Below are 11,461 nucleotides of genomic sequence, written 5' to 3' on the forward strand. Positions count from 1 at the left end.
TCTGACCGGCGAGGCCACCATCTCCTGGCGCGACCCGACATCACCGGATCAAATCCGCATCCCGGGATGAAACATCGGGAGAAAACGACCTCTTAGGGTTGCAGTCAACAAGCACAAGGCAACCACGTATCCAGGGAGTTGAGAGTGGCGCACGATGTTGCCGCACTGGCGGCGGAACTCGCCGACATGGCTGCGGCCGATCACGAGTCCTCAATCCGCGCGAACAGGAGTGACCCGGCCGAGCAGTTGGAGTGGCGGCGGCTGACCGCACGGCACGGCGACAGACTCGGCGAGATCATGGACGAGTACGGCTGGCCGACCGCGCAACTGGTCGGCGAGGAGGCCGCACGCGCGGCGTGGCTGATCGCTCAGCACGCCGACCGGCAGCTCGACGTCCAGCGGCGCGCCCTCCAGCTGATGCAACAGGCGGTGTCGGCAGGCTCGGCCAGCCCACGCGAGCTGGCCTTTCTGCGCGACCGCACGCTGGTCAATGAGGGCCGCAAGCAGGTCTACGGCACCCAGATCGCCGGTGTAAAGGACGGATCACCGATTCCGTGGCCCTGCGAGGAGCCCGAGCGCATGGACGAACTCCGCGCGGAGGTCGGCACCGAGCCCTTCGACGAGTATGTCGCCAAGTTCGCGATGGCCTGACGACCCATTTCTGGCTGGCCGTACTCGCTCGTCGCGGTGCTGGAGTTGGGTGCCATGTCCTGGACGCAGATTCTGGACGCGCTCCGGCTGGGTCCGACCGACGATGCAACCGCTGTCACTGCTGCCCAGCTTCGTGACCTCGTCGAAGGGCTCAGCACAGCGGGTCAGTGCCAGCTCGGCGAGCCGGACATCGGACGACCCGCCACAGCGACGACGAACTACGGCAGGGCTGTCGCGAAGGCACGGATCCCGGGTCCACCCGCGGCTGGCCCATCGGGTCGCCTGGTTCGACGATGTCGCAGGAGCGCCTGCCAGGCCCGGTCGACGTCAGCCTTGGTGGCGCCGGTGCACCCAGCTCAGACTCGCCCGGCTGCTCGCGCGGGACCTGCGGCACCTGTGGGACAGGCCGACAAAACCCGGTCGGCTTACCTCGGCCCGGGTCTGCCGGACGTTGCGGGTCTTCCGCCAGCACACATGACCTGTCCCGCCAGAGCGCCGAAACCCCACGGGCCCGGCCCCGGACGGCCACCCGGCACAAAGAGGCCACCCGGCACAAGGAACAGGAGCCCGGCGCCCCGGCCATGGACCACCGTGGCATCATCGATCCGCTCCGCCTCGCGAGGGCGCTTGGGCTCGAACAGGTCTTGCCCGTACCGGTCGGCCGCGGGCAACAAGGCACGCCAGTACCGCCACAGCGGACCCGACATACAGCAGCGCCGGGTAGTTCATGGCACGCAAAACCTGCCCGCCCGCGGCGCCGGCCACGGACAGGCCCACGAACAGCGCGCTGTTGTTCCAGGACAGCACCGCGGTCGCCCGCCCGGGGAACATGTCGACCAGGTGGCGCTGCTGGGCGGGGAAGAACGCGTAGGCGGCCAGCGCGAACAGGCCGAGAGCGCAGGCCAGCGCCCAGGTGACCGGGAAGGCGAGGGCCGTGGCGGCTTCCAGCACCGCCGTCAGGGCCAGTGCCGACCGGGTGACCCGCACGGCGTCGGCCCGGTCCGCGAACCGGCCGCCCAGCTGCCCGCCGACGACGGCACCGATGCCGTAGACGACCAGCAGCCACGTCACGGCGGTGGCCCTGCCGTCGGCGTGCAGCGCGACGGCCAGGAAGGTGTACAGGCTGTATACGGAGAAGGCCCACAAGGTCGTCACGGCGACGGCGGACACCGCGACGCCCGTACCAGGCCGCCCGCCCCGCCGTAGCGTCCCTGGCGGGGAGGCGGTCACCCGGACCGGCCGGGCACGCCAGACGAAGGCGTGTGGGAGTGCCAGCAGGAACGTGCCCGCGGCCAGGATGACGAAGGCGGCCTGCCAGCCCACGTACCGTCCGAGCAGCGACCCGGCCGGCGCGCCCACCCACAGGGCGGTCAGCAGGCCCGATCCCACCACGGCCAGCACCTGCGCCCGTGCCTGGGGCCGCGCACGGGTGCTGACCAGGGCGTACACGGTGGGACCTGTCGCGGCGGCCGCGATGCCGGCCACCACGCGGGCCACGAGCAGCAGACCGAAACCCGGCGCCAGAGCGGTGCCGACGTTGGCGGCGGAGAACACCACCAGAGCCACCACCAGGACCATGGCGCGGTCCCAGTGGTCGGAGACCCAGCCGGCGACGGGCGAAGCCACCACGTAGGCGATCGAGAAGGCCGTGACCAGCAGACCCGTGCTGGCTGTGGAGACGGCGAACGACGCTGCGATGTGGGGGAGCAGCGGTGCCACCACGAAGAGGTCGGTTCCCACCAGGAACTGTGTCAGCCAGGCCAGCGTGACCGGCCCGGCTGACAGGCCGGGCATTGTGTCTTCGACCTGCTCGTCGCCCGTTGCGTGCATGATCCGACGCTAGAGTGTCGGTCGCGGAGCGGCCGCCGGAGACGCGCACCACGCCCAAATAATGAGCTACCGGGCAACTCGAGGTCGCCCGGCTTCGGTTTCTTCGCCCGGCCAGGGCGGTGGCTGTGATGAGAACAGGTCAGTTTTCGAGAAGCGCCGGTCGTCCGGCCGTGTCTACCGTCGAGGGCATGAACTCCATCGATGCCGTCATCTTGGAGGTGGCCGACCTCACGGCTGCCACCCGCTTCTACTCCGCGGTCTTCGGACCGGACTCGTCGCACGTGCGCCTGCGCGCGTCGGGGGAGTCCACGACTGGCTTCCGCGGATTCACGCTCTCGCTGGTGGTGTGCCAGCCGGGCAACGTCGACACGCTCATCCGTGCTGCCCTCGACGCGGGTGCCACCGTTCTGAAGGCCGCCTCGAAGTCGCTGTGGGGCTACGGCGGGGTCGTGCAGGCCCCGGACGGCACGATTCTGAAGATCGCGACGTCGGCGAAAAAGGACACCAGCCCGCTCACCCGGGACTTCGACGAGGTTGTGCTCCTGCTGGGCGTCGAGGACGTGAAGGCCAGCAAGCAGTTCTACGCCAGTCGGGGCCTGAGTGTGGGGAGGAGCTTCGGCGGCAAGTACGCCGAGTTCGCCGCGGACTTGGGGTGCGTCAGGCTCGCTCTGTACAAGCGCGGTGCTCTCGCCAGGGACGTGGGTGTCCCTGCGGGCGGCACCGGATCGCACCGGCTCGTACTCTCCGGCGCTGCCGGCCCGTGCAGCGATCCGGACGATTTCGTCTGGGAGGCCAGTGCCAGTGCCCCGCTGACCGCTACGGCCTGACGGAGCCACTCTCTGTCTGCGGGACAACGCAGGTTTTTGTGCGGGGCGTTGCCTCTCGGGAGGGAGGTGGCGGCCGTGGGCGGATCGGCTCGCACATTTCCCGCCGAGTGTGGGGGGGTAAGCGGGGGCGGAAAACCCCACCGGTGCCCGGGCCGGCACCAGCCGCAACCCCCCTTACATTGCCGCGCACGTTCCAGGTGATGTCGACGAACACCTGGCCAAGCAGCTGTTGGTGGGGCGCCGGGACGACGAGGCATCCGGGACCCGGCATGGTCTCCAAGGTGTCAGAGCATAAGCAGTACCCGCGTGTTCGGTACGAGCTTCCGGTTCACGCTGGTGCTCTGCACGAAGATTGTGAAGTCGTCGTTGTGGTCCGGCTTGACGCGGACTTCCACGTCCGGCAGGCCGAGCAGCGCCCGGGCCTCGGGCCCCGTGTACACCCGGTCCGTCTTCTTCTCCAGCACCGCGATCTGCTTCCGCGCCTGGATCTTCTCGGACTTGCTCAGCTGGTAGAACGCACCGCCGGTACGGTAGGTGTGCCCGCATTCGATGACCCAGTCCCGGATCGCCGCGACACGAGCCACCGGGATCAGTTCGTACTGTGACGGTTTCACCGGGGTGAGGCCTGCCGCCTTGATGGTGTCCTTGTTGACTGCCTCAGCACCTGTGGAGAACACCGCCCGCGATCCCCGGATGCCCTGGGAGCGGCCCACCATGAACTTCTCGGTGGCCTGCTGGATGACCTGACCGGCCTCCTCCAGTCCCTGGGTGCTCGTGGCGTCCCAGATGGCGATGTTGTCCTTCGGGAAACCGCACCGCATGGCCTCGCGCTTGCCCATCTGGTCCGGCACAAGGACGGCCAGCGTCCAGTTGTCCTCCTGTGTCTCGATCATCTTGGCCACGGCCTCGACCAGTTCACGCGGATCCCTGGCAGGGGCCTCCGGGCAGCGGTGACTTGCGTTCTCCTGCCCGTCGGTGAGTACGAACGTCAGGAAGCTGTGGTCGCCGTACAGTTGGGCTGTCTGGGCCAGCTCCCGCTGTGACTTCAGTGCGGCCGCGAGCAGAGCTGTCATTCCACCGACCTGATACAGCTGCTTCAGCGATGGCATCCGCAGCACGTCCTTGTCGTAGATGACGCACTCCACCTTGTCCGCGAAGACGTACACCGTGACGCGGGTTTCCTGATCCAGTTCTCCGGATCGGCGGGCAAGATAGGCAATCTGCTGGTCGGCGACCTCGACGACCTTGCTGCTCAGGTGCGACATGGACGAACTGGCATCCAGCACAAGAGCAACATGGTTGATGTAGTTCTGGTTTCCGGACATGACGACGGCTCCCCCTCTTTCCGACTCGATGCTCCTACCGTCTCACGCACCACTGACAATCGGTCTTGGCTCCCAGCCCGCATGAAGAGCACACCCGATCAGGGGGGTTGGGACGCAGCACGAGACACCGGGACGTCGGCGCCGAGGACCTGCAGCGCAGCTGCCCGCGCGGCCGCCCGGGAGACGGCTCAGGGGGCGGTGAACAGGGTTGGGAAGCGGGAAGCCAGCCACGGCCGGGGACCCCAGGCAAGGACCTGACCCCGGGCGACGGCACGCCAGGGATTCAGCCGGCCCAGCGCGATGAGCAGGAAGGCGACGGGATCGAGCAGGATGGTGCAGTCTGCGCGCTGCGGCGGTGCCCCCGGTGTCACCTGCACTGCGCCGTCGGCCAGGGACACCCCGAACGACTCGCCCCCGCGTAGCCGGATCCGGTAACGGGCCGTGAGCCCGGCTGTGGCTGCGGGGTCCGCGACTCGTGGCATGACCGAGAGGATGAACGGCATACACAAAGCCACTCGTGCCCGGTCGACCATGTGCGGACGCTTCAGGGCGCGAGCCAGGTCGTATCCATGGCCGAGCATGTGCGTGAGCAGGTACGCCGCGAGAACGGGCCGGTTCATCGGGCCGAGGGGTGTGGCTGGTGCCGGGCCCTCGACCGCGGGGCGCGACAGCGCGTCAAGGAACGCCTCGGCCTGTTCTGCGATCATCGTTGCGAGAGGCTCCGCCCGGCGCTCCCCGAAGACGGCGAGGGACTCCGCGTTGGCCCTGACGAGGCTCTGAGGCGATCCGTCGCCGTAGGGGCGCTCCCGCCCGGCTGCCAGGTCGGCCATCACTTCGTTGGCTATGGCCAGGTGGGCGGCGGCCTCGCCGATGGTCCACTCCGCCCCCGGTATGGCAAGCGCCGTGTCGCTCGCGCTCCGTACCAGTACGGCGATCTCCTCGGCGGTGCCCCGGATCGCCTGTCCCAACCCGTCGGGCAAGGGCCATGAGCCGTGCTGCCGTTCCGTCGTGTGCACGTTGCCTGCTCTCCCCCCCACTTGCCCGGACCGCCCAACGTGCCTGCGGCGCTGGTACCCAACCAGACTCGAGGACGCGCGGCAAGTCCCCGTGCAGCCGCAGCAGCCAGGGTTGAAATTGATGTACGTGCCGTAGGTCGTCCAGCCGGTGGTGTCCTGCAGCGTCGCGGATCCAGGGTCGGCAACGCGTCGTGTGGAGTGGCTGGTTGCAGGGTGAAGAGAGGGTTCCGGTGCCGCGGTGCACAGCGAGCCGGGAAAGCGCAGGTGGGGCCTGTTTTAGCGCTGACGGTGGTGCGGGGACCGGGCTACCCTGCCTCTTCGTGATGTCATGGTGAGGATCCCGAGGGGACGGCATGCACTTATCGGAGGGGGACAGAAGCGACGGGGGCACCGTCTCGTGTGCGGGGCGAGCCGATGACGTGCTGGCCATGCAGCGCGCGGCACGCAAGGGCGGCACCCGGTCCCTGTTGCGCTGGCTGGCAGGCCGGACGGGCGTCCAGATCCTGTTGGCCGACACCGACGGCAACGTCGTACCGCCTTCGCCGCAAGCCTTCGACCGAACAGCGGCGGAACTCATGCGGCGCGGCGTGCGTGAACTCTCCTCCCGGAGCCTTCATTCCATGGCTATCGACGGTGAACGCCATGCCGTGTTGCTTTTCCCGCTGGACGGGCCCCGGGCAGTCGGCGCACCGGTGCTCACCGCCGTCACCGCCCGGCCGGCACCGGTCGGGCTCTTCACACTGCTCGCCGACGCCAGCTTGGCCCTCAGCCTGTGCTGGCAGAGTGAACACACCGAGCGGGAGTGGCGTCTGCTGGAACGCGCCGAGGCCCGTAACCGAGAAGCCGTCCTGCACCTGCTGATGAACGGCCATCTGTCGGCCGCCCGTCAGGTCGCCGGCGTGCTGCTCCCGCCGCTGCCGTCGGCGATCCGCTTCTACGTGGTCGAATGCCCGCCGCGGGTGCGCGGCGAACTCGCGGGCCGGTGCGCCCACGTGGCCGCCAGTGCCTGGATCGTCCCGTGCCCCGTGTACGCGGACCACCTGCTCGTGCTCGCACCCGCTGCCGCCCCGTCACTGCAGACGACCCTCACCGCACTGGCCGACGGCTGTACGGTAGGGGTAAGCGAAACTGTGCCGTTATGTGACACGGCAGTCGGCTACGCGCAGGCGTTTCACGCCCTCGCCGTGGCCCGCAACGGTCCCAACCGGTATGCCGAGTTCGCCCGGCGTCCCGATCTGGCGCTCACCATCGGACCGGCCGCAGCCGCCTGGGCCAACCGCGTGCTGGCCCCCCTGCGTACCTACTCGACGAGACGCTCCCAGGATCCTGGCAGTGGGGAGCTGGCGGCCACGGCCGCATCATGGTTGGCCTTCTCCTCGCAGGCGACCGCGCATCTGAAAATCCACCGGAACACGCTCTCCGCCCGTCTCAAGCACATCGAAGAGCTGCTGCACCTGAACCTCGGACGGCTGGCGGACCAGTCCCTCCTTGCCTTCGCACTCCGCGCCGGTGCCCTCCCCGACTTCGCCTACCCACACGGCAGCACGGACGAGGACGCGTCCATCACGCGGGCGTGCTCGCTCGATGACCTCCTCGCACGTCCGGCTGTCGTGGCGTGGGCCAGGCAGCAGCTCCACCCCATCCGGTCGCACACCTCAGCGGACGACCTCTCCCACACACTCGCCACCTGGCTCGACAACGACGGCAGACTCGCCCCCACCGCCATCGCGCTCTCCCTCTCCACCACCGCCACACGCAAGCGACTCACCCGCATCGAGACGCTCCTGGAGCGCTCCCTGATCGGCTCACCCAATGCCCGCCATGATCTGTGGCTGGCGCAGCGCGCACTGACTCTCGCGGACCGCCAATGCTGAATAGGTGTTGTCTCTCCGGGCTTGAGGGCTGCGTTTCCACTGGTCGGGCATAGGGCCGGTGATCTCGTGGGGGTAGCGGTCGCCCCCCCGGCAGGTCGTGGACGCCGTCGGTGGGCCGGGCTGTTGGAAGAGCGGGAGCTGGATGCTTGCCGTCGGGTGGACGGGTTACGGAGGGAGGCCGACCGTATCCAGGCCGAGCTGGCGGTGGCCGAGCGGCACTGGCAAGAGCGGATCATCGCCCGCTCGCGGGTCGGTGAGGTGCTGGCTGGCGCCAGCGGACAAGACCGGGCAGGTCATGACGCGAGGGCGAGGTTGTGCCTGTGGGCGACAGCCCGGGACGCGTGACATAGGCGCCGTCACCGAGCCCCGTAACGCTCTGGCAGTGCTGGCTGAGGCCGGATGCGCGCCAGGCGTGCGCGTCCGCCGTGGTGCCCGGCATCGGGCGGACTGACGCTATTGCCAGCCGTGTGTCCGCGTCCATGATGACCTGCACATTCGCGGATAACCGGTAGTTGCGGCTGGAGGCATCCACACGCCGGTCGCGGACCGGGATGAGGGTGCCGTCCACGATCCACATCGGGTCTGGTGCATCGGCCGGGCGGGAGCCGGGCTCGAATGCGAGCAGCGGTCCCTGTCGCTGGATGACACGGCACACCATGGAGGAGGAGACGCCGAACAGCGGGCCCAGCTGTCGCATGGTTCACCCCGTAGGGTGCCGTTGCCACCCCGCTCCCGCACCACTTTCAACAGACCCGAAAACTGCGTCATTCGCAGGCCTGTGAACGTCTCCGCCCAGACCCGTTCAGCCCTTAACGCCCCGGTCATACAACGGAGATGCTCAGCTCACGGCGTTGTGCAACTCGCTTTGGCACAGCGAGCAGGCCGAGCCGCCGGCTCTGGAGGTTTAGGGCCTGTCCGGCGGATCACGCCGGACAGGCCCGTGGTCCTGAGGAGGGCTCAGCGCTTGAGCGTGAAGCCGAAGTCGCCGGAGAGCTTGCCGCTCAGCCGGACTGCCGAAACGAGCTTCCCCTCCGTGATCAGTCTCTCGACTTCAGCCCGCCAAAGACCGCAACCTTCAGCGATCAGTCGTACTGGCCGGACAGGGATCCGCGCCGCAAAGCGGACCGAGACGTCGATCACCTCGCGGTCCAGGTGATCCGAACCGCCGGTGTCGAGGCACCAGGCGTTGTCCCAGTCGAGGGCGATGCGATTGCGGCGCTGTACGACCGGATCCTGGAGCAGTTCAGCTGTCAGGCGGGGGTCGTTGTCATGCAGCCGGTCCAGCAGCTCAGGTCGTACGGAGCGCACATTCATCCGCTCCAGGACCGTGAGCTTTGCAGTTTCCCCGCAAGCGGTACAGAGCGCGAGGAGCCAGGCGTCGATGAGCTTGTGGTTTGCGTTGACGCGGAATTTACCGCTTGCCCGGAAGCGCTCGGACGCGCACGCGTGGCAACGGCGGAGGACGAGCGGCAGGCAGGTGGGCATGACCACCCAGTTATTGAGCACAGAAGTACACCGGTTTCAGTGAGAAGTCCGCAGCAAGAAGCAGCGCGGCGCACATGTGCGACGCGCGACGAATCAGCGCTCGGGAGGTCTCACAGGGTGTACAACGGCATGTCCTTGGCTGGACGACTTGGTTCGGCAGCACGGTAATGGCGCACGGCGGCGCTGTTCCACTGGTTTTCGAGCGCCTCACCGCCAGGATCCATCCGGCGGATGAGTGCTCTGAGTCAAGTCAGGTGGCTGTGAGGCGTTGCGTAGGTGGCTTCCCGTGGCAGGGCTGTGCCGAGCCGACCCTTGTTGCAGCTACGCCGAGGATCGGGCACCAGGCTCGATGCGATCAGCCGCACTTGAAGGTTCGAACTGCCGTGCGACTCTCAGGCCGCCAGCCGGTCTTTCCCGGTTGTCACGAGCCGTGGGCGAGGAAGCGCTTGAGTGCCTCGAGCCAAGCGGTGTTGCTGGTGTCGTGTGGGCCGCCTCCCCACAGGACGACGGCCTTGGTGGCCTTGCTGCAGGCTTGAAGCTCGTATGACCAGAGCTGGGAGGGCATGTAGTGCTGCCCGGCACGAAGGCCTTGGTACTGGGGCCACAGATATGGGTACACGGGTTTGCCAGGGGCGATCTGCTTGGCCTCGGCGAGAGCCTGATCGAGCCTGTGCTGCCAGCTGGCTTTGCTGTCCGTCGGGCTTGTGTAAAGACTGGGGAAGAACACATCCTCGTGCGCCGCGAGAGTGCGGCCCAACGGGTAATACCTGCGACTGGTGTTGCCGAGCAGATCCCAAAAGCCGATTTGTTTGTGCGGGGCGACTTCACGCGTCCACGTCAGCAAGGTCGACAGTTTCTGGAATCGGCGCTTGGCCACCTCTGGCGTGCCGGTGAGGTAGAGGGTCTCGTAGTCGAGGACGAGCGGCCCCGGGTTTGCCAAATGCTGCCGCACCAGCTTCTGGTAGGAATCCTTTGGGGGCAGGACGAGTTCGGTTGTGGGGCGGCCGTTAGGGTGGCGCACGGGCTGACCTGATAGGGCCGCCACCCGACCTTCGTAGATGATGTCGGCCTTGAGCGCGCCGTACTGCGCGAGATCGAGGTGGGCGTAGAACGTTGTGTCGTAGACGGTGAATTGGTGCGAGGCAACAGCCTGCGTGGACTGCGAGGATGTTGGTGAAGGAGCGGCCGATGCTCCGTGTTGACATGCGGTCAGCAATACCATGCCTATGACAGCAATAAAAAAACGCTGCACGATTCGAAGCTACCTATCTCGTTTGTGGGCCTTCGCGAGAAGTGGGGAGCTGGGCGACCGGCCGGCCGCCCGAGCGAATCACCGCCCACCACCATCAGGGGATGCCCATCGCCTCAGCAAAGCTCCGCTACCGGACCCCTCAAAAGTGGCGTAAAGATGGCGTTCGGTCTGACTGCTCCATATCGATCCAGATCGACGTCCTTCGTCCTGAGCATGCGGTCTCCGTCTGGTAGAGGCTGCTTATGGCAGTGCGCGGATCAGTTCGGCAGCAGCGCTCCGGCGTCGAACCAGTAGGCCAGCGAGGGTGACGGTAGGACCAGATCTTGTGGATTTGATGTGGGTGGCGCGCGATGTGATGGCGGCGGTCGGCTGGATCAGGTTCTCGTGATGTGCCGGGCGTTTGCTGTCGGGCGGTGGCGACTAACTTCGGCTTGGCATGAGAAGTCCCCGTCGTCACTGGAGAGGCTGATCGTGACAGATCCGGGTGTGCTCGCCTTCCCACAGGACCGCACGTGCCCGTACCAGCCGCCCGACAGCCACTTGCTGCTCGCTGCCCGGGGGCCGTTGTCGCGAGTGCGGCTCTACGACGGGCGTGAAGTCTGGCTCGTGACCGGCTACGACGCCGCGCGTCTGCTGCTGAGCGATCCTCGGGTCTCCGCTGACCGGGGCGAGGGCCTGCTCGACGACCTCGCGCGCTACGCCGGCGGCGACGGCAGCCTGGACCGTTTCACTCTCGTGCGGACCCCCAGCGCCTGGCCGCGCTTGAGGCCGGTGACGAAACCCTCTCCGTCGTGATCGAGGAACTACTGCGACTGGTCTCTGTCTTCGACATCCTCATGCGCGTCGCCACCGCCGACATCATTCTCGAGGGCCACACGATCCGCACCGGCGACGGGATCGTCGTCTCCCTCTCCCTCACCAACCGTGATCCCGCCCACCACCCCACGCCCCACACCTTGGACCCTCGGCAAGCATCCCCGCGCCACCACGCCTTCGGAGGCGGCCCTCACCAGTGCCTCGGACATCACCTCGCCCGCACCGAGCTGCACATCGCCTTCCGCGCCCTGCTCACCTCACCCGCTTCCCGCATCTGCAACTCGATGGCGCGGGTCTGTAAAGCGAGCGGTGTAACTGGGCTTGATGTGGCTAGAGTTGGCCTGCGGTGAGGCGGCCATCAAAGGCCAGGTCGAAGGCGTTCATG

At 67.6% G+C, this 11,461-nt stretch carries 10 protein-coding genes and 2 pseudogenes; 6 read left to right on the top strand and 6 right to left on the bottom strand.

Features of this window, described 5'->3' with window-relative positions:
- Positions 1–144 precede the first annotated feature (144 nt).
- Both AB0L75_RS43225 and AB0L75_RS43230 read left to right on the top strand, forming a co-directional pair.
- Positions 145–651, top strand: a complete 507-nt coding sequence (locus AB0L75_RS43225; RefSeq protein ID WP_365191786.1) for a DUF6624 domain-containing protein — start codon at positions 145–147, stop codon at positions 649–651.
- Between the two features lie 349 nt (positions 652–1,000).
- Positions 1,001–1,191 (top strand): annotated as a pseudogene (locus tag AB0L75_RS43230) (transposase); the annotation flags it as partial.
- Positions 1,192–1,248: 57 nt separating this feature from the next.
- Here the strand turns inward: AB0L75_RS43230 and AB0L75_RS43235 are convergent.
- Positions 1,249–2,481 (bottom strand): MFS transporter, encoded by a 1,233-nt coding sequence (locus tag AB0L75_RS43235; protein ID WP_365191787.1) that lies wholly within the window; start codon positions 2,479–2,481, stop codon positions 1,249–1,251.
- A gap of 188 nt (positions 2,482–2,669) precedes the next feature.
- Here AB0L75_RS43235 and AB0L75_RS43240 point away from each other — a divergent pair, with 188 nt between their 5' ends.
- Positions 2,670–3,308 carry a glyoxalase gene (locus tag AB0L75_RS43240; protein ID WP_365191788.1) on the top strand — a complete coding sequence of 213 codons (639 nt, stop codon included), beginning with the start codon at positions 2,670–2,672 and terminating at the stop codon, positions 3,306–3,308.
- Positions 3,309–3,592: 284 nt separating this feature from the next.
- Here the strand turns inward: AB0L75_RS43240 and AB0L75_RS43245 are convergent, their stop codons facing one another.
- The gene (locus AB0L75_RS43245) at positions 3,593–4,633 is read right to left on the bottom strand and encodes a VWA domain-containing protein (RefSeq protein ID WP_365191789.1); all 1,041 of its coding nucleotides are present in this window, start codon (positions 4,631–4,633) and stop codon (positions 3,593–3,595) included.
- Positions 4,634–4,821: 188 nt separating this feature from the next.
- A complete protein-coding gene (locus AB0L75_RS43250) occupies positions 4,822–5,649 on the bottom strand; it encodes a maleylpyruvate isomerase family mycothiol-dependent enzyme (protein WP_365191790.1) in 828 nt (275 codons plus the stop codon).
- A gap of 428 nt (positions 5,650–6,077) precedes the next feature.
- Between AB0L75_RS43250 and AB0L75_RS43255 the strand changes: the two genes are divergently transcribed.
- Complete coding sequence (locus tag AB0L75_RS43255; RefSeq protein WP_365191791.1) at positions 6,078–7,523, top strand: helix-turn-helix domain-containing protein; 1,446 nt, start codon at positions 6,078–6,080, stop codon at positions 7,521–7,523.
- A 343-nt stretch (positions 7,524–7,866) separates the two neighbouring features.
- Here AB0L75_RS43255 and AB0L75_RS43260 read toward each other — a convergent pair.
- The 3 genes and pseudogenes from AB0L75_RS43260 to AB0L75_RS43270 all read right to left on the bottom strand — a co-directional run.
- Positions 7,867–8,348: pseudogene (locus AB0L75_RS43260) on the bottom strand (IS5/IS1182 family transposase); the annotation flags it as partial.
- 132 nt (positions 8,349–8,480) lie between these two features.
- On the bottom strand, positions 8,481–9,029 hold the full coding sequence (locus tag AB0L75_RS43265; RefSeq protein ID WP_365191792.1) for a DUF1062 domain-containing protein: 549 nt from the start codon (positions 9,027–9,029) through the stop codon (positions 8,481–8,483).
- Positions 9,030–9,429: 400 nt separating this feature from the next.
- The gene (locus AB0L75_RS43270) at positions 9,430–10,260 is read right to left on the bottom strand and encodes a hypothetical protein (protein WP_365191793.1); all 831 of its coding nucleotides are present in this window, start codon (positions 10,258–10,260) and stop codon (positions 9,430–9,432) included.
- 471 nt (positions 10,261–10,731) lie between these two features.
- Between AB0L75_RS43270 and AB0L75_RS43275 the strand changes: the two genes are divergently transcribed.
- Positions 10,732–11,055 carry a hypothetical protein gene (locus AB0L75_RS43275; RefSeq protein WP_365191794.1) on the top strand — a complete coding sequence of 108 codons (324 nt, stop codon included), beginning with the start codon at positions 10,732–10,734 and terminating at the stop codon, positions 11,053–11,055.
- The gene (locus AB0L75_RS43280) at positions 11,052–11,426 is read left to right on the top strand and encodes a cytochrome P450 (RefSeq protein WP_365191795.1); all 375 of its coding nucleotides are present in this window, start codon (positions 11,052–11,054) and stop codon (positions 11,424–11,426) included. The genes AB0L75_RS43275 and AB0L75_RS43280 overlap by 4 nt, the downstream gene beginning before the upstream one ends.
- The last annotated feature ends 35 nt before the right edge of the window (positions 11,427–11,461 follow it).

The sequence above is a fragment of the Streptomyces sp. NPDC052101 genome (assembly GCF_040680235.1).
Taxonomy (GTDB): domain Bacteria; phylum Actinomycetota; class Actinomycetes; order Streptomycetales; family Streptomycetaceae; genus Streptomyces.

Excerpts from the sequence above, each read along its gene's own strand:
- AB0L75_RS43235 (WP_365191787.1), bottom strand. The coding sequence starts at position 2,481 with ATGCACGCAACGGGCGACGAGCAGGTCGAAGACACAATGCCCGGCCTG.
- AB0L75_RS43240 (WP_365191788.1), top strand. The coding sequence starts at position 2,670 with ATGAACTCCATCGATGCCGTCATCTTGGAGGTGGCCGACCTCACGGCT.
- AB0L75_RS43245 (WP_365191789.1), bottom strand. The coding sequence starts at position 4,633 with ATGTCCGGAAACCAGAACTACATCAACCATGTTGCTCTTGTGCTGGAT.
- AB0L75_RS43255 (WP_365191791.1), top strand. The coding sequence starts at position 6,078 with ATGCAGCGCGCGGCACGCAAGGGCGGCACCCGGTCCCTGTTGCGCTGG.